At 32.4% G+C, this 19,315-nt stretch carries 17 protein-coding genes; 13 read left to right on the top strand and 4 right to left on the bottom strand.

The features are described from left to right. Positions 1-174: 174 nt before the first annotated feature. From AAC053_RS06115 to AAC053_RS06095, 5 genes are all read left to right on the top strand, one after another. Positions 175-4,566 carry a translocation/assembly module TamB domain-containing protein gene (locus tag AAC053_RS06115; protein WP_339754110.1) on the top strand — a complete coding sequence of 1,464 codons (4,392 nt, stop codon included), beginning with the start codon at positions 175-177 and terminating at the stop codon, positions 4,564-4,566. A 135-nt stretch (positions 4,567-4,701) separates the two neighbouring features. Continuing rightward, entirely contained in the window at positions 4,702-5,688 is a 987-nt protein-coding gene (gene pfkA, locus AAC053_RS06110; RefSeq protein WP_339754108.1) for a 6-phosphofructokinase, read from the top strand. 32 nt (positions 5,689-5,720) lie between these two features. Beyond that, complete coding sequence (gap, locus tag AAC053_RS06105) at positions 5,721-6,722, top strand: type I glyceraldehyde-3-phosphate dehydrogenase (protein ID WP_339754104.1); 1,002 nt, start codon at positions 5,721-5,723, stop codon at positions 6,720-6,722. A 74-nt stretch (positions 6,723-6,796) separates the two neighbouring features. Next, complete coding sequence (locus AAC053_RS06100; protein ID WP_339754102.1) at positions 6,797-7,660, top strand: N-acetylglucosamine kinase; 864 nt, start codon at positions 6,797-6,799, stop codon at positions 7,658-7,660. A 95-nt stretch (positions 7,661-7,755) separates the two neighbouring features. Next, entirely contained in the window at positions 7,756-7,926 is a 171-nt protein-coding gene (locus AAC053_RS06095) for a hypothetical protein (RefSeq protein ID WP_339754098.1), read from the top strand. 56 nt (positions 7,927-7,982) lie between these two features. Here the strand turns inward: AAC053_RS06095 and AAC053_RS06090 are convergent, their stop codons facing one another. Both AAC053_RS06090 and AAC053_RS06085 read right to left on the bottom strand, forming a co-directional pair. Further along, complete coding sequence (locus AAC053_RS06090; protein ID WP_339754095.1) at positions 7,983-9,257, bottom strand: MFS transporter; 1,275 nt, start codon at positions 9,255-9,257, stop codon at positions 7,983-7,985. Between the two features lie 154 nt (positions 9,258-9,411). Beyond that, complete coding sequence (locus tag AAC053_RS06085; protein ID WP_339754092.1) at positions 9,412-11,040, bottom strand: carboxyl transferase domain-containing protein; 1,629 nt, start codon at positions 11,038-11,040, stop codon at positions 9,412-9,414. Positions 11,041-11,239: 199 nt separating this feature from the next. Here AAC053_RS06085 and AAC053_RS06080 point away from each other — a divergent pair, with 199 nt between their 5' ends. The 6 genes from AAC053_RS06080 to ettA all read left to right on the top strand — a co-directional run bounded on the left by AAC053_RS06080 (position 11,240) and on the right by ettA (position 15,957). Further along, positions 11,240-11,770 (top strand): NAD(P)H-dependent oxidoreductase, encoded by a 531-nt coding sequence (locus AAC053_RS06080; RefSeq protein ID WP_339754089.1) that lies wholly within the window; start codon positions 11,240-11,242, stop codon positions 11,768-11,770. A gap of 1 nt (position 11,771) precedes the next feature. Continuing rightward, positions 11,772-12,209: a MarR family transcriptional regulator gene (locus AAC053_RS06075; RefSeq protein ID WP_339754086.1), complete on the top strand. Its 438-nt coding sequence runs from the start codon at positions 11,772-11,774 to the stop codon at positions 12,207-12,209. 100 nt (positions 12,210-12,309) lie between these two features. After that, a complete protein-coding gene (locus AAC053_RS06070; RefSeq protein ID WP_339754083.1) occupies positions 12,310-13,182 on the top strand; it encodes a pirin family protein in 873 nt (290 codons plus the stop codon). A gap of 71 nt (positions 13,183-13,253) precedes the next feature. Further along, a complete protein-coding gene (locus AAC053_RS06065; protein WP_339754081.1) occupies positions 13,254-13,970 on the top strand; it encodes a pirin family protein in 717 nt (238 codons plus the stop codon). Positions 13,971-14,089: 119 nt separating this feature from the next. Further along, on the top strand, positions 14,090-14,266 hold the full coding sequence (locus AAC053_RS06060) for a CAL67264 family membrane protein (protein ID WP_339754078.1): 177 nt from the start codon (positions 14,090-14,092) through the stop codon (positions 14,264-14,266). Then, positions 14,266-15,957 (top strand): energy-dependent translational throttle protein EttA, encoded by a 1,692-nt coding sequence (gene ettA, locus AAC053_RS06055; protein WP_339754075.1) that lies wholly within the window; start codon positions 14,266-14,268, stop codon positions 15,955-15,957. The genes AAC053_RS06060 and ettA overlap by 1 nt, the downstream gene beginning before the upstream one ends. Before the next feature lie 236 nt (positions 15,958-16,193). Here the strand turns inward: ettA and AAC053_RS06050 are convergent, their stop codons facing one another. Both AAC053_RS06050 and AAC053_RS06045 read right to left on the bottom strand, forming a co-directional pair. Then, a complete protein-coding gene (locus AAC053_RS06050; RefSeq protein ID WP_339754073.1) occupies positions 16,194-16,418 on the bottom strand; it encodes a hypothetical protein in 225 nt (74 codons plus the stop codon). Positions 16,419-16,620: 202 nt separating this feature from the next. Further along, positions 16,621-17,391, bottom strand: a complete 771-nt coding sequence (locus AAC053_RS06045; protein WP_339754070.1) for an MBL fold metallo-hydrolase — start codon at positions 17,389-17,391, stop codon at positions 16,621-16,623. A gap of 166 nt (positions 17,392-17,557) precedes the next feature. Here AAC053_RS06045 and AAC053_RS06040 point away from each other — a divergent pair, with 166 nt between their 5' ends. Together AAC053_RS06040 and AAC053_RS06035 are read left to right on the top strand one after the other, a co-directional pair. After that, on the top strand, positions 17,558-18,904 hold the full coding sequence (locus AAC053_RS06040) for a microtubule-binding protein (RefSeq protein WP_339754067.1): 1,347 nt from the start codon (positions 17,558-17,560) through the stop codon (positions 18,902-18,904). A gap of 128 nt (positions 18,905-19,032) precedes the next feature. Continuing rightward, the coding region (locus tag AAC053_RS06035; RefSeq protein ID WP_339754065.1) for a hypothetical protein at positions 19,033-19,315 on the top strand (283 nt) is incomplete at its 3' end.

Genomic DNA, 19,315 nt, shown 5'->3' with positions numbered 1-19,315 from the left:
CACAATAATTGTTAATTTTGACGGATATAGTCCAATGTTATACATAACAACGTATTGTAAGGACAAAGGTAGTGAAGATTTCATATTTTAAAACGCATAATTTCTATCAAACGGATACTCAAAATAATAGGGAAAATAGCAGCAATTATATTGCTCTTGTTTTTTATTTTGTTTTTGGTATTATCCATTCCAGCGGTTCAAACTAAGTTAGGGAAATACGCTACAGATAGATTAAACAAAGATTATAAAACCGATATTAATATTGGTCGCGTTGGTCTTCAACTCAATGGTGATGTCGAACTTAAAGACATATTAATTAGAGATTATAAAAAAGATACACTAATCAGTATTGGTGAGCTTAATAGTTCTGTTATTAGCTTTAGAAATTTATATAACAGTAAACTGAATTTTGGCGATATAGATATTCAAAATTTAGTGTTTAATCTAAAAACTTATAAAGGTGAAGAAGATACAAATCTAGATATTTTTGTTGCTAAGTTTGATGATGATAATCCTAGAGTAGGACCAAGCGAGTTTCTGTTTTCATCGAGTGATGTCTCTATTGAGAATGGTATATTTAGATTAATTGATGTAAACCTAGAAACACCAAAGATTTTTGAGTTTAGCGAATTAAATGCTAATACCACTAACTTTTTAATTAATGGCCCAGAAGTTAGTTCGCGAATAAATACGTTTAGTTTTAAAGATAGTAGAGGAATAGCGGTTAAGAATTTAATGGCAAATTTCGAATATGCTCTAGATCACATGACTTTTGGTGGTCTAAATATTAAAACCGAACAATCAGAATTAAAAGGAGATTTAAGGTTTAATTATAAGCGCGAAGATTTAAAAGATTTTACAGACAAGGTAAATGTGGTTGCAAGCTTTAAGGATTCAGATATACTTCTTACAGAACTTAATGTGTTTTTTGATGAGTTTGGTGTAAACCAACGTGCTACACTTAATGCCGATTTATCAGGAACTCTCAACGATTTAGTCGTGGATAACCTTAATGTAGCCTCTGCCAGAAACACCAGAATTATCGGTGATATAACTTTTAAAAACTTATTTAGTAATGAAGAGGATAGTTTTGCATTAGACGGACGATTTCAAAATTTAGCTTCAAACTATAACGATTTAACAGCATTACTTCCTAAAATACTTGGCAAGTCTATTCCAACTGTGTTTTCTAAAGTTGGTAATTTTAGAGTCAGTGGAACATCACATATTACAGCCAAACATGTAGATGCTAATATTGAAATTAATACCGAATTAGGTTTTATAAAGTCAGACTTAGAACTTACAAATATTGATGATATCGATAATGCCAATTACATAGGAAACATAGTGCTAGATGAATTTAATATTGGTGAATTAATTAATGATCCTTTGGCTAAAAGCACTTCTTTAAATGTAGATGTTGATGGTAAAGGGTTTACCATAGATAATTTAAGAACAGATGTAAAAGGTGATGTCTATGTTTTGGATTATAATGGATATTCTTATGAAAACATAAATATTTCTGGTGATTTAGGCAATAAAATTTTTAACGGAATATTGAAAGCTGATGATCCTAATTTGCAGCTCGATTTTAATGGATTAGTAGATTTTTCTAGTGAGCTTAAAAAATTCGATTTTAAAGCTAAAGTTGGTTATGCTAATCTTAAGGTTTTAAACTTTGTTACACGAGATAGTATTTCTGAGTTTAGAGGTTTGGTAAATATGACAGCCACAGGATCTACCTACGACAATGCAAGTGGTGCAATTAATATTAAGAATACAACGTACAAGAATCAAGATAGTCGTTACAAGTTTCAAGATTTTGATATTGTATCTTCATTTAAAGGCGCAGAACGTACTATTGCAATAAACTCACCAGATATTATAAAAGGTAAAATAACGGGTCAGTTTAAAGCTAAAGATATTTTAAAATTGGTACAGAATTCGGTAGAGAGTATTTATACTAACTATATACCAAATACAGTTGATGAAGGGCAATATTTAAATTTTAGATTCAACATATATTCCAAAATTGCTGCTGTTTTTTTTAAAGATTTATCTCTTGGTAAAAAAACATTTATTGAAGGAAGAATTGAAACTGATGAAAGAGGTTTTGAGTTAACATTTAATTCACCCGAAATTAAGTTTCGAGATTATTTTGCTAATAATATTAATGTTAGTGTAGATAATCGCAATCCATTATTTAATACGTTTATTGAAATAGATAGCCTAAGTGCAGGTATATATAATGCATCACACTTTAGTCTTATTAATGTAACTAAGAACGATACTTTATTGATTAAGTCTGAATTTAAAGGAGGTAAAAATAATCAAGATAATTACAATCTTAATTTATTTCATACCATTGATAAAGAAAATAAATCTGTCGTTGGGTTTAGAAAATCGAATATTCGATTTAAGAGCTATGAGTGGTTAGTAAATTCGCAGAAGGATACATTAAATAAAATACGTTTCGATAGAGCATTTAAGTATTTCGATATATCTCCAATTAAGATAAGTAATGGTAATGAAGAAATTTTACTATCTGGTGTAATAAGAGATTCTATAAATAAAAATATAAATTTAGATTTTAAAGATGTAGAACTCGTAAAAATTACACCACGTATAGATAGTTTATCCTTAAGAGGTGTTGTAAATGGAAAATTAGATTTAATTCAAAATAATGGTGTTTACTTGCCAAAATCTAATATTGTATTAAGTAGTCTATTTGTTAATGATTACGATTTAGGTGAACTTACAGCAAAAGTTGAGGGAGATAATTCTATTACCAATTATAAAGTAGATGTATCTCTTATCAATGATAACCTAAAATCACTAGCGGCACATGGAACTATTGATGTGGCTAAGCGTAACCCAACTATAAATTTAGATGTAGAATTCGAAGAATTTTTGTTAGACCCTTTAAACCCTTTAGGAGAAGGGGTAATTAATAATATTAGAGGATTAGTTTCTGGTAAAGCAAAAGTGACAGGAAGTCTTAATAAACCAAGTATCGATGGAGAATTGTTATTGGATAGAGCCGGATTGTCCATACCGTATCTTAATATAGATTATGGTTTCGATTTCGATTCTAAAGTTTCACTTCGAGGTCAGCAATTTATTTTTAATAATGTTGTAATGACCGATTCTAAATACTTCTCTAAGGGCAATCTCAATGGGTATATTGAGCATAATAATTTTTCGGATTGGAAATTAGGTTTAAAATTAACAACAGATAGGCTATTAGTTTTAAATACCAAAGAATCTGAAGAAGAGTTATATTATGGCACAGGCTTTATTTCTGGTACAGCAGAAATTAGAGGACCTACAGATCAGTTAATCATTGAAGTAAAAGACGGAAAAACAGAATCTGGCACAGAATTTTATATTCCTCTCAATGATTCTGAAAGTTTTGGTGACAATTCGTTCATCCATTTTTTAAGTCCAGAAGAAAAAATTGCAAGGGTTAATGGTGAAATTTCTGAGCAGATTGAAATACAAGGTTTGGTTTTAGATTTCGATTTAAATGTTAACCAGAATGCGACTATAGAGATTGTAATTGATAAAGATTCTGGAAGTACCATAAAAGGTAAAGGAGAAGGAAACTTAAACTTCCTAATTAACACTAATGGCACTTTTAATATGTGGGGAGATTTTTCTGTATTTGAAGGAACTTACAATTTTAAGTATGGTGCTATTGCTGAAAAGAAATTTGATGTCGAACAAGGAGGAAATATTGTTTGGGAAGGAGATCCTATGAAAGCACAGATTAACCTTAACGCAGTATATAAAGGTAGTGCCAATCCCTCTGTGTTATTAGATAATCCGATAAGTCAAAGTATAGATGTTGAAGTAGAAATTAGTTTAACAGGTCAGTTGGAGCAACCAGAACCCGAATTTAATTTTAGATTTCCAGGTGTAAGCTCTACTGTAAAATCAGAATTAGATTATAGATTGTCATCAAAAGAAGAACGAGACAACCAAGCCTTAATATTTTTAGCCACAGGAGGATTTTCTACTGGTGTAAGAGGTGCAAATTTTACAGGTACAATATCAGAACGATTAACTGGTATTATTAATAACCTATTAGGAAGTGAAAATGGCAATTTGGATATAGGGTTTGATTTTGAATTGGGTCAAGACACACCAGAGTTACAATCTGACAATAGAGTAGGTGTTACCCTTCAAACAAAAATCAGTGATAAGATTTTAGTTAATGGTAAATTAGGAGTACCATTTGGAAGCAGTGAAACTCAAACTATAGTAACTGGAGATGTTCAAATCGATTTGTTACTTAATGAAGATGGTACATTAAGAGCAAAAGTATTTAATAGAGAAAACACCATTAGAAACTTTGGTGAAGAAATAGGTTACACTCAAGGCGTTGGTTTATCTTATAATGTAGAGTTTGATACTTTTAAAGAATTACTACAAATTATCTTTTCAGGGAAAAACAAAAAAGATAAAAGTGCAATTAAAAAGGCAGAAAAAAAAGAGAAAGTAGATGATGAAATGATGCCAGAATATATGACAATGAAGAAAAAAAAGACAAAATCTAAGTCTTAGAACTTCAGTTTTTTCATGTTTATTAAAATACTTATTAACGAAAACGTTTGAATTCTTTTTTCGCTCATTCTTTTATGATAATAGTCACTTTTTTGTTTATATAGTTTAGTAATTTTACTCAAAATTGTTATATAAATGTTACATACAATTAAAAAAATAGGTGTTATGACCTCAGGAGGTGATTCTCCAGGGATGAATGCTGCCGTTAGATCTGTAGTAAGAGCATGTGCTTTTCATAATATAGAATGTATTGGTATTTATAGAGGCTACGAAGGCATGATTGATGGAGATTTTGTTTCAATGGATGCACGTAGTGTAAAAGGCATAATCAATAAAGGAGGTACAATTTTAAAATCTGCACGTTCTAAAGAATTCAGAACAAAAGAAGGAAGAGCAAAAGCACACGAGCAATTATTAAAAGCAAGTATAGATGCTTTTGTGGTTATTGGTGGTGATGGTAGCTTTACTGGTGCTATGATTTTTAATCAGGAGTATAACTTTCCTGTAATGGGAATTCCTGGCACTATAGATAATGATATTTTCGGAACTACACATACTTTAGGTTACGATACAGCATTAAATACAGTTGTAGAAGTTATCGATAAAATTAGAGATACAGCAAGTTCTCATAATCGCTTATTCTTTATAGAAGTAATGGGACGCGATGTTGGTCATATTGCCTTAAACGTTGGTATTGGTGCTGGTGCAGAAGAGATTTTAATACCCGAAGAAGATTTAGGTTTAGACAGATTAGTAGAATCTTTACGACGAAGTAAACAATCAGGTAAATCTTCAAGTATTGTGGTTGTTGCAGAGGGAGATAAAATAGGAAAGAGTGTTTTTGAACTTAAGGATTATATTGATGAAAACATGTCTGAATATGAAGTAAGAGTTTCTGTTCTTGGCCACATGCAACGAGGAGGAGCACCATCTTGTTTTGATCGCGTGTTAGCAAGTAGAATGGGAGTAAAAGCTGTAGAAAGTTTAATCACAGGTAAAAGCAATTTCATGGTTGGTCTTAAAAACGATATTATAGATTTAACTCCATTTGATCAAGCAGTAAAAGGAAAATCAAAAATTAACATGGAACTCCTTAGAGTTTCGGAAATAATGTCAATTTAATAACAAACGAAAAATTAATTAATAGTAGAGATATGTCAGATTTAAAATTAGGAATCAACGGATTCGGTAGAATAGGAAGAATAGTTTTTAGAGCAACAGTAAAACGTAGTGATGTTAATGTTGTAGCGATTAACGATTTGTTAGATGTAGAGCATTTAGCCTACCTTTTAAAGTACGATTCTGTACATGGAAGATTCGATGGTACAATCGAAATTAAAGATGGAAATTTAGTAGTAGATGGAAAAATAATCAGAGTGACTGCAGAAAGAGATCCAAAAAACTTAAAGTGGGACGAAGCAGGAGCTGACGTAGTTGCAGAATGTACAGGTATTTTTACAACGTTAGAAACGGCACAATATCATATTGATGGTGGCGCAAAAAAAGTAGTAATTTCTGCACCAAGTAAAGATGCACCTATGTTTGTAATGGGAGTTAATGATGGCGCTTTAACTTCAAACCATACAATAGTATCTAATGCATCTTGTACTACTAACTGTTTGGCACCTATAGCTAAAGTAATCGAAGATAATTTTGGTATCGACGAAGCCTTAATGACAACAATACATGCAGCTACTTCTACTCAATTTACAGTAGATGCTCCTTCGCGTAAAAATTACCGTTTGGGTCGTTCTGCAATTGTAAATATTATTCCATCATCAACTGGTGCGGCAAAAGCAGTAGGAAAAGTAATTCCAGAATTAGACGGAAAATTAACTGGTATGGCCTTTAGAGTACCTACAGCAGATGTATCTGTAGTAGATTTAACTGTTAAGACTAATAAAGATACTTCGTTAGAAGAAATTAAAGCAGCTATGAAAAAAGCAGCGAATGGCTCAATGAATGGTGTTTTAGGTTATACTGAGGATGCTGTAGTATCTCAAGATTTTGTGAGTGAAGAAAGAATAAGTGTTTTTGATGCTGATGCTTCTATAGAGTTGAATTCTAAATTCTTTAAATTAATATCTTGGTACGATAACGAGTTCGGTTATTCTAACAAACTTGTAGATTTAGCTCAGAAAGTAAACAACTTATAAGAAATAAAACTAATTCAAAATTCCGTGAAGTTTTGATTTTCTCATACCAATAGAGTTTTTAATTTTTAACTATTATGATTTTAATAACAGATGGAGGTTCAACAAAGTGCGATTGGATAGCTATTGCTAAAGATGGTACTCAAGCTGTTGAAAAAATAAGAACAAAGGGATTAAATCCTGCAATCATAGAAGAAAAAAAGCTAAAAAAAATTGTCCGTAAAAGTGAAGAACTTATGGCTTTAGCAAATGAGATAACTCACGTTTTCTTTTATGGAGCTGGCTGTGGTACACAGAAACCTAGATTGTTATTAAAGTCTGTGTTAGAAACCTATTTTCCGAAGGCATTAGTAGAAGTAAGAGAAGATACTTTTGCAGCAGTAAGAGCATGTATTAATTCTAACAATGAGGCTGCAGTAGTCTGTATTTTAGGAACAGGATCTAACTGTAGTTATTTTGACGGCAAAGATTTGCATCAACGTGTTGATAGTTTAGGGTTTTTATTAATGGATGATGCAAGCGGTAATTATTTTGGTAAACAACTAATAAGAGACTACTATTTTAATAAAATGCCTGAAACTATAAAGTTAGCATTTGAACATAAGCATAATTTAGAAGCCGACTTTATTAAACATAACCTTTATAAACAACCTAATGCTAGTGCTTACCTAGCAGATCATGCCGAATTTATGTTTTTAAACAAGGATTCAGAATATATTAGAGAAGTTATAAAGAAAGGTATTCGCTTATTTACAGAAAATATGATTCTTCAATTTAAGGATGAATTAGATAAAGGTACTATAGTACATTTTGCAGGTTCAATCGCCTATTTTGCCCAGGATGAAATTAAAGAAATCGCTGCAGAGTACGGATTTAAAGTTGGTAATTTTGTAAGAAGACCAATTGATGGATTAGTTGAATACCATGTAAAGAGCTTATAATGTTTATTTCGTGTTAATAAAACTAGGTTTCCTATTGTAAAACTTATTAATTGGTTATATCTTTGCAGTATCTAAAACGTAAATAAAACAAAACTATGTTCGATTTTGACCAATATTTAGGATTTTTAGCATTTTTAGCCATATTAACTATTGGGTTTTGGTTAATGATATTCCTTATAACATTTGTAGTTCCTTATTGGATTTTTGGTTCGGCTATTGAGCGTTTTAAAGAAATAAGAGAAGAGAAGAAAGCTAAGCGTGCTTAATTATTAGCTCGTTAGTTTTTAATATATATTGAAGAGCGCAATTTGCGCTCTTTTTTTTATGCTTTATTTTTAGAATGTCTATACAATTTGTATGATGCTATTAATCCAATTAAAGCAAAGCCACACATGATTGCAAAAACAATTTGATGCCCAGTTTCTTTATTGTAAGCATCTAAAAAATAACCATTTATTAGACCTGTGAAGATATCTGGTGTATAGCCAATAACAGAAATAAATCCTACTGCAGTTCCTGTAACTGCCAAAGGTATTTTTGCCTCTTCTAAAGTAGCAAAATATAGCACTCTTGCAGAGTAAACACCTATAGCCATTGTACCTATAGATAAAATAAATAATAAGGGAGTAGAATCGTTTATAATGCCAAGAGCAAAAACTAAACTTGTAACTGCCATTAAAAAGAATCCTACAATAATCCAGAGACTAGCTTTTGTTCTATCTGCTAATAGACCTATGACAACACCAATAACGGGTCTCATATACAATAGATACGTCCCAACTTTGGCGGCTTCTATTTTATCATAACCCATCACTTGTTCAGCATATTGACTAAAAAGGTTAGTCATTTTGTACCCATAATATGCGCAAAGAATAATAATCATTAGTAACCAAACGGCCTTAAACTTCATGACTATTTTAAAATTTTCAATTGTAATAAGTTTTGAAGTCTTTTCTGTTTTAATAGCTTTTTCTATATTCAATTTCAAAAAGAAAAACACAATAATCCCTATTGTAATAACCGCAATAGAAGTGTAAGTGATAACTTCCCTAAAAGCAATACGTCGTTCTTCAACCGAAGTCAGTTCGATGTCTTTTGTAATAAATAGTGAGAAAATAAGAACTCCAACAGAACCAAAAAGTGCAGCTACCAAACCACGACCACCATCTAAAAAGCCAAAGGCAATACCTTGTTTATTTGTTCCTCCCCAAATTCTTGTTGCTTTTATCATTGCTGCCCAAAACAGAAAAATAGTTGTAAAACCCCAAAACCCATATAGTATATGAAGGCTTACAAGATTAGGGTAAGTCGCTAAGTATAAGCCACCTAGACCTGTGAGAACCAATGCTACTGACATTAATAAATTCGGTTTAAACCGATCAGCAAGAGGGCCTCCAAAGAAATAAGAGACTAGAGCGACAATTCCATAAACAGAACCACAACTTCCTAATTCGGTTTGACTAATAGAAAAAGATTCTAAAAAAGTAGTTCTAAAAATGCGTGGTAATACAAAAGGTAAAATAAAAACAGCCTCTGCTGCTAATAAGAGTAATATTATAACATAAAGCGGCTGTTTTTTCGTTTGTTCTTGTTGCATACTACACCAATATAATTTTAAAATGTTGCATGAATAATTTGAATTATTTTTTGTTCAGATGAAATAGAAAATCTAAACATAGTCTTAGTTACGTTTCTATTTTATATTGAAATATGAGTAAAAAAGAGACATAATTATATGTAATATTTTGAGGTTACACTTGTAACACGCCTAAATTAAAAGGTTTTTCGATAGGAGCGTGGTTCGCTGCTTCTATTCCCATACTAATCCAAGTTCTTGTATCTAAGGGATCAATGACACCGTCTGTCCAAATTCGAGATGCAGCATAATATGGTGAGACTTGGTTATCGTATCTGTCTTTTATTTTATTAAATAATTCTTCCTCTTTCTCTTTAGTGATGGTCTCACCTTTCTTTTTAAGTGAAGCAGTTTCAATTTGCAACAACACTTTGGCAGCAGAATTTCCGCTCATTACAGCCAATTCAGCACTTGGCCAAGCTGCAATTAGTCTAGGATCATAAGCTTTGCCACACATCGCATAATTTCCTGCACCATAACTGTTTCCTAATATAATAGTGAATTTTGGAACCACAGAATTACTAACCGCATTTACCATTTTCGCACCATCTTTAATAATACCACTATGTTCAGATTTACTTCCAACCATAAAGCCAGTTACATCTTGTAAGAACACTAAAGGAATTTTTTTCTGATTACAATTGGCAATAAAGCGAGTTGCCTTATCAGCAGAGTCATTATAAATCACTCCACCAAATTGCATTTCACCTTTTGCAGTTTTCACTAATTGACGTTGATTTGCAACAATACCAACAGCCCAACCATCAATGCGAGCATAAGCTGTAATAATGGTTTTTCCGTAATCTTCTTTGTACTCATCAAATTCAGAATTATCAACTATTCGTTTAATAATTTCCTTCATATCATATTGGTCAGCCCTACTTTTCGGAAGTATGCCATAGATGTCTTCTGGGTTTTCTTTAGGCTTTAAAGCTTTTGCTCTATTGTATCCAGCTTTATCAAAATCACCAATCTTGTCAACTATATTTTTGATACGGTCTAATGCATCTTTATCGTCTTTTGCCTTATAATCTGTAACACCAGAAATTTCGCAATGCGTTGTTGCTCCACCTAAAGTTTCGTTGTCTATAGATTCTCCAATAGCAGCTTTTACTAAATAGCTTCCTGCTAAGAAAATACTTCCTGTTTTGTCAACGATTAAAGCTTCATCACTCATAATAGGTAAGTAGGCTCCGCCTGCAACACAACTTCCCATAACGGCAGCGATTTGGGTAATTCCCATACTACTCATTACTGCATTGTTTCTAAAAATGCGACCAAAATGTTCTTTGTCAGGAAAGATTTCATCTTGCATAGGCAAAAATACACCAGCACTATCTACAAGATAGATAATAGGTAATCGATTTTCAATAGCTATTTCTTGAGCTCTAAGATTCTTTTTTCCTGTTATAGGAAACCATGCGCCAGCTTTCACGGTTGCATCGTTTGCAACAACTATACATTGTTTACCTTTTATATAACCAATTTTTATAACAACACCACCTGAAGGACATCCACCATATTGCTCATACATACCATCTCCTGCAAAAGCACCGATTTCAATTGACTTGGCCTTATTGTCAAGTAAATAGTCGATACGTTCACGTGCAGTCATTTTACCTTTACCACGATGTTTTTCCATGCTCTTTTCGCCACCACCAAGTTTTACTTTTATTAGGCGCTTCTTCAAGTCAGAGAGTAGGAGTTTATTGTGATCTTCGTTTTTATTGAATTTGATATCCATATGCATTGCCCGAAAGTGGGTATCTTTTATGATTACAACTTAATTTTTGTTTTGCACGAATTTACGAAAGTTTCTAATTACAATTTAGGCAATAAAACTTAATGAAACGTTAAATATTAATTACATGGAAATATATTCCTTGGAATATAAATATTTTTATCTTATATTTGTTTTAACAAATAATAAAAAGAACTTAAATATGAAACATATAATAGCATTTGCAGGAAGTAACAGTAGTACTTCAATAAATAAACAGTTAGCAGCTTATGCAGCATCATTAGTAAGTGGAGTAGAAGTCACTGTTTTAGATCTAAATGATTTTAAACTACCATTATATGGTATGGATTTGGAGCTTTCGGATGGCATTCCAGATAATGCACAGAAGTTTTTAGATATAGTGAAATCGACTGATGGTATTGTATTGTCATTAGCAGAACATAATGGTGCCTATGCAACAGTATTTAAAAACTTATTTGATTGGATGTCTCGTATAGACGGAAAACTATGGAATGATAAACCCATGTTATTAATGGCAACATCGCCAGGAGCTAGAGGTGGAGCAACAGTTTTAGAAATTGCTCAAGGCCGTTTTGGATATATGGGTGGAAATATAGTTGGCAGTTTTAGTTTACCATCTTTTGATGATAATTTTTCTGATGGAAAGATTACTAACGAAGAATTAAATAATCAATTATTAGAAGAAGTAGAACAGTTTACAGAAAGTCTTTAATATGGGTGATTTAGAAAAAGATATTAATTCGAAGTTTGAAAACAATAGAGTAAAAGCGCTGTTAAACATTATTTATACAGCCAACTGGATTACGAGTTGTCAAAATGAATTCTTTAAAGACTTCGGAATTTCTCCACAGCAGTATAATATTCTAAGAATATTAAATGGCGCAGGTGAAGCATTAAATGTTCAGACTATTAAAGACAGAATGTTAGAGCGTTCTCCAAATGCCACACGATTAATGGATAAACTTTGTGCAAAAAACTATATAGAACGTTTACCTTCTGAACATGATAGGCGCGTTGTTAAGATTGCAATTACTAAACAAGGAAAAGATTTATTAAAGTCTATTCCTAAGAATTTGAATAAAGACTTGCTTAAAAATTTAAATGAGCAAGAAGCAGAAGAATTAAGTAACCTGCTTGATAAAATGCGTTAATAAATTCCTGCAAAACCAGGAATCTCAATAAGAGGAATACAAGCGTATTTTTTTAATCAAATACTTTCCATGGAAAGTATTGTAATGAAAGAATAAAAATATGAAACTAAATACAATAAAAAGAGTAGGACGGAGTGACATGGTAAATATGGGACCAATAAGATTACGTCAACCATTGCCAACTCAACAGATAGAAATGGTAGATCCATTTATACTATTACATCACTATGGACCTTATGAAATCAATGAAAAAAGTAATCCGTTCGATTTAGGGCCACATCCACACAGAGGTTTTGAGCCTATTACATTTTTGGTTCAAGGAGAACAATTGCATCGTGATTCATTAGGTAATAATAGTGTTGTAAAAGCTGGTGATGTGCAATGGACAACTGCTGGCAGAGGAATTATTCATGCAGAAGGTCCAACAAAGGATTTTGTAAAAAAGGGAGGAACGATTGAAGGAATTCAATTATGGTTAAATCTTCCAGCTAAAAAGAAAATGATTGAAGCTAATTATCAGCATTCTAAGTACGAGGATTTTAGAATTGTAACTTCAGAAGATGGTAAAGTAGAAACTAGAATCATAGCTGGTGAATTAAATCAGATTTACGGAAAAATTGCGACTCAAACACCAGTTAATACTTTTATGATTGAAGCAAAAGAAGGTGGTGAGCAAACCATATCTTTTCCAGATTCGCATCAAGGGATGTTATATCTTTTAAAAGGGAAAGTGAAAGTGAATGGAGCAAGAACCTTAGAGCTAAATAAAAACCAAATGATTCAGTTTAATCAGGATGGCGATCATTTTACAATTGAGGCTGATGAAAAGAGCCTGTTGCTATTCTTATCTGGTGAACCATTTAACGAGCCAGTTTCTACTTATGGACCGTATGTAATGAATACACAAACAGAAATAATGGAAGCAATGCGTGATTACCAGATGGGTAAAATGGGTTTTCTTCCAGCGAGTTAAAATATCTAAAGACCTGTTAGGTTTTTTTAAACCTAGCAGGTCTATTAAAATTAATAAAAAACATTTTTTTTATGAAAACAATAATTCACAAAGCAGACACAAGAGGCTACGCAGATCATGGCTGGTTAAAATCTAATCATACATTCAGTTTTGCGAGTTATCAAGATCCAGAACGAATGAATTTTGGGATGCTAAGAGTGCTAAATGACGATGTCGTACAGGCAAAAATGGGGTTTGGTACACATCCACACCAAAACATGGAAATCATCTCCATCCCGTTAAAAGGATCTCTTTCTCATAAAGATAATATGGGAAACAAGCGCGCTATAGAAGTAGGAGAAGTGCAAGTGATGAGTGCAGGTACAGGTTTGTCACATTCAGAATTTAACGACAGCAAAACAGATGAGGTTAACTTTCTTCAGTTATGGATAATACCAGAGAAAATGAATGTTAAGCCAAATTACGAGCAACGTTCATTTAAGGCAGAAGTCAAAAAAAATGCATTGCAAACAATTGTAGCACCAAAAGATAAATTAGAAGGTGATGCCTTGCCAATTAGTCAACAAGCTTATATCTATAAAACAAATTTAGATTCAAATCATTCTATAGATTTAAGTTTAAAGTCCGAAAACAATGGGCTATACATTTTCGTTGTTGATGGAGAAATAAAAATTGAGGATAACTCCCTTTCAAAAAGAGACGCCATAGGTGTTTATGAAACGGATACTATTTCAATAGAATCAAGTAAGAATTCAGAATTGATTATAGTAGAAGTTCCTATGAGCTAGATTATATTATAATTGATTAATAGCGAAAAGCATCCATATATAGGATGCTTTTTTTATTTAAAATGGCGATATTTGTGTTTCGACTAACTATCAAAACTAAATAGAATAAGATTATGGCAATGAATAAAAATACTGTGTTGGCTTGGGCTACCACAATTATGATTATTGTAGGACTTGGATTAATTTGCTTAGGTGCTTTTAGATATAACGAAGTTGCAGGTTGGGGCTTTGCGGCTGTTGGCATTGGTTTTTTTGCTGTTGCTTGGGTGTTTAACGCTTTAAAAGGACGTGTATAATGAGTGACGATAAAAAAGTAATTTTTTCAATGTCTGGTCTTACAAAGACCTTTCAAGGAGCTAATACACCTGTATTAAAGAATATATACCTAAGTTTTTTCTATGGAGCTAAGATTGGAATTTTAGGTCTTAATGGTTCTGGTAAATCTACTTTACTGAAGATTATTGCTGGTGTTGATAAAAATTTTCAAGGTGATGTTACTTTCCTGCAAGACTATTCTGTAGGTTACTTAGAGCAAGAGCCAAAATTAGATGATGAGAAAACAGTTATGGAAATCGTTAGAGAAGGAGCTGCAGAAACAGTTGCGATTCTTGATGAGTACAACAGTATAAATGACCAATTTGGATTAGAAGAAGTCTATTCTGATGCTGATAAGATGGAAAAGCTTATGAATCGTCAGGCTGAGCTACAAGATCAGATAGATGCTGCAGGTGCGTGGGAGTTAGACACCAAGCTAGAAATAGCTATGGATGCGCTTAGAACACCTGATGGTGATAAAAAGATAGGTGTACTTTCTGGTGGTGAACGTCGTCGTGTTGCTTTATGTCGCTTATTATTACAAGAACCAGATGTGCTATTATTAGATGAGCCAACTAACCACTTAGATGCAGAATCTGTACATTGGTTAGAGCATCATTTAGCACAATATAAAGGAACTGTGATTGCAGTAACACACGATAGATATTTCTTAGATAATGTTGCTGGCTGGATATTAGAGTTAGATAGAGGTGAAGGTATTCCTTGGAAAGGAAACTATTCGTCTTGGTTAGATCAAAAATCTAAGCGTATGGCACAAGAAAGCAAAGTAGCTTCTAAACGTCAGAAAACATTAGAGCGGGAGTTAGATTGGGTACGTCAAGGAGCTAAAGGTCGACAGACAAAGCAAAAAGCACGTTTAAAGAACTATGACAAGTTAATGAGTCAAGATCAAAAGCAGCTAGATGAGAAGCTAGAAATATATATACCAAATGGTCCACGTTTAGGAACAAATGTCATTGAAGCTATTGGTGTAGCTAAAGGCTATGATGATAAATTGTTATATGACGATTTAAACTTTAATCTTCCACAAGCTGGAATAGTTGGTGTTATTGGACCTAATGGTGCTGGTAAAACGACAATTTTTAGAATGATAATGGGAGAGGAAACACCAGATAAAGGTGAATTCAAAGTTGGTGAAACTGCAAAGATTGCCTATGTAGATCAAAAGCATTCTAATATAGATCCTGAAAAAACAATTTGGCAAAACTTTAGCGATGAGCAAGAGCTAGTGATGATGGGCGGAAAAGAAGTGAATTCTAGAGCTTATTTGAGTCGATTTAATTTCTCAGGAGGTGAACAAAATAAGAAAGTGAAACTGCTTTCTGGTGGTGAGCGTAACCGTTTACATTTAGCCATGACGCTAAAAGAAGAAGGTAATGTATTACTTCTAGATGAGCCTACTAATGATTTAGATGTCAATACATTAAGAGCACTAGAAGAAGGTTTAGAGAATTTCGCAGGTTGTGCAGTAGTAATTAGTCACGACAGGTGGTTCTTAGATAGAATATGTACACACATTTTAGCTTTTGAAGGTGATTCACAAGTCTATTTCTTTGAAGGTGGATTTAGTGAATACGAAGAAAATAAGAAGAAACGTTTAGGTGGTGATTTAATGCCAAAACGTATTAAGTATAGAAAGTTAGTTAGGTAACTTATATGAGACTCTACTAAAATAAAAAAGCCAGCAGATGCTGGCTTTTTTATTTATATTATTTGTCTTCTAAATGTTTTATTCTTGATTTTAGTTTACGAATCTTAAGTAAATTTATAATCAATAAAATACAGAACGTAAAAGTTGCTATTGATAGGATGTTATAATTTTTTCAGATGAATCGCTAAGAGTCACAATATTAGATAGCGTGGAAATTAATTCCATAAAATTTAATATTAATTATCACCATAAAGATGACCACTAGTAAAATCTTTATAGGATTCATCAACATCTTTAAATGCATTTGTTTCCATTAGCTTTTTATTTTCTGCCTTAAGTTTATACATCTTAATGATTGCTATAAGTATAAAGACTATAAATATAGAGGCTACGGCTATTAATATCATTGTAAGTTGTGTAGTAGTCACGACTAAAGCCTTAAAAAGCAGGTTGTTAAACATTATTAATAATTTTAGATTTGGGTTCTATAGCGCTAATATAAAAAAAAAGTAAAAGATAAATACTTAATTTTAAATTATTTACAATATATTTTTGAATATTTCATCGACAAAGTGATTAAATACTTCGATAAAACACACTGTTTATCGACTAAATACAGTATTTAAGAACTTGTTAACAACTTAAAATTTAACATTTAAATTACTAATACCAATTTAAAAAGACCACATTTATAGATTTATCCCCTTTATTCACTAATTCCTTAAACAAATCAATATCACTTAATCCTTCTGTACCTCTATAGTGGTATGGGAAGACACGTTTTGGTTTAAATTCTAAAACTGCACTTGCTGCGCTTTCAACAGTCATTGTGTAAGGTAAGTTCATGCAAACAAAGGCTTTATCTATACTTTTGAGACCTCGCATTTCAAGAATATCTTCAGTGTCACCAGAAATGTAAATCCTTTCACCTTTTACTGTAAGCAGGTAACCATTTCCCCTCCCTTTTGTATGGAACTTTAATGCCTCTTCTCTTAAGTTATACATAGGCAAAGCTTCAATGTTTATGTTATTATAGATGTAAACATCATTATTATTCAGAGTAATTATGGTCTTACCTAAATCCTTTGAAAGTTTTTCGACAACAGCTTTAGGTGCAATAATAGTCGCTTTGTTTAGATTAAGACTCTTAAGTGTTTTTGTACTTAAATGATCACCATGAATATCAGTGATTAATACTAAGGTTGGTGCTTTCTGTCCTTTAAAAGCTTCTGCTCCTCCTGTAGGATCAATATACATAACCTCAGTATCTGTTTCCAGAATTAAAGTACCATGTTTTATCGGAATTACTTTTACAACTTCTGAAGTGATTATTTCCTTCTCTATTATTACTATATCTGAATTTGGTTTTTCATTTTTACAGCTTATTATAAATACTGTAGCAACCACTATTAGTATATTTTTAGATGATTTCATAGCTTATTGTTTTTATAAAGATATTGAACAGTATTTTGAAATTAAAATATTGTAACAATTTTATTACAAACGCTACTTATAATTTAGTAGGTAAAGTTTTTATAGTCATAAAAAATTACCGAAATTGCTTATCCGATATTTGTTCAACTATATAACACTATAAAATATGTCTGATGATTTTGATTTATTAGAGACTAGCTCACAAGAAAAAGCTGAAAAAGTAGATGTAAACTGGGGAAAAGCCATAGACCAAATGAAGTCTAAATTGGCTCAAGAGGATGATCCAGAAAGTCGTCAGAAAATATTAAACGCAACATTAGACAATGTTGTAGATATGGCAGAAAAGGACAGATCTACTTTACTAGATGCTATTAAGGATTTAACAGACTATCAAGATGAAGTTGGTATTATGTTCGAAGGCTTTTCGGCTTTAAATGCTGCTGAACAAAAAATCATCGATGATGCAATAAAGCGTTTAGAACGTGCTAAAGTTGAGCTTGAAGATGCAAATAACAAACCAGATACGTGGTGGAATAACCTTTGGGGAAGAAAAAGTAAAATTAAAGCTGCTGAAGACGAATTAAAAGATGCACAAAAAGTACGTGATGCTGCAGATAACAAGGCAAAAGCCATGTTTCAACAACGTATTGAAACTGCAGATGTTCAAACATTGTTAAACGAACTGTCATTTAAGAGTCAAGCAGCAATTAAGCGTTTAAAAGATAGAGAACTCGAAATTAAAGAAGTTGAAGAAAGTCTTAAAACAGCTATTGTAGAAGCTAGTAATAATCATACAAAAGCACTTCAAAAGAAAAAAGAGGTAGAAGATAAGCTCGAAGAGCAATATGCTTTACTAAAACAAGCACGTCAAGCTTTAGAGGAAGTTGCTGATAAACAGTCAGAAGAATATTCTAAAGCATTAGGAAAAGTAACCACACTAGAGCAAAAAGTTGAAGAGTTAGAAGGTCTTAAGAACGCCTATACAACACTAGCTGCTTCTAAAGACAGTTTTGTACACAAGCACAACTTAACGATTAAGGTATTAACCTCGTTACGTAGTAATTTACAAACACATCGAGCTAAATTAAAAAGTGATACTGATGAGCGTCTTAAATATTACGATGGTTACATCGTAGCATTAAAAGCACGTACAGATCAAGAGTTTGCTGCTATTTTAGAACACTTAGGTGTTAAAACCGATGAGCACATTGGTGAAACTTTAGCAGCAATGCATACTGCAAGTGCTAAAGCACGTCAAGAAATGATGGATAATATTCCGGTTCACGAAAAAGTAATGCAAGGTGTTTACGGTAGTTATGCTGAAGCTCTACAAGAAATTCGTGAGAAGGATAAAGATATTCAAAAGAATTTTGCAGAACGTTATGGTATCGACATGAAAGAAATTTTTGAAGATTATTACGCTGCAGATGCAAATGCACCATCAGGTGATGGAGGAGGAGAGCCAGCAGGCGACCCAAAACCAGAGGCTAACGATGACGATTTGTTAGGGTAATTTAATAATGGCGTTACCTACTTTTGTTTTAATGACAAAAGTAGGTCAGGCTTTCACTACTCGCTCTCTGCGAGGAGCTTAAACAAACCGTTCAATCCTTAACGCAACCAGAACAGCTTAACTACTGTATGTTATATTACGATAGAGCAAAAATATTTAATGAAAAAGATGTAACTAAAATTATTATGCCATCTAAGAAGACAGGTTTCTTTTATATTTTTTCTTCAATCATGGCTGTGCTTACACCGTTTCATATTATTAGAACTTATCGTGGTCTTGATGAGTATTCAAAGTTTTCATTTTGGTATTCCATTAATGTCTTATTGATTATTGGGTTTATTATTTTCAATATTTTAATTATCTTTTTGTTTTTTTGGACATGTTGGGGGAAAGAGACTATTGAGTATAATG

It is taken from the genome of uncultured Winogradskyella sp. (assembly GCF_963975125.1).
In the GTDB taxonomy this organism is placed as follows: Bacteria; Bacteroidota; Bacteroidia; order Flavobacteriales; family Flavobacteriaceae; genus Winogradskyella.
The sequence above is the reverse complement of the archived record's forward strand: the minus strand, read 5'-3'. Positions and strand labels throughout refer to the sequence as shown.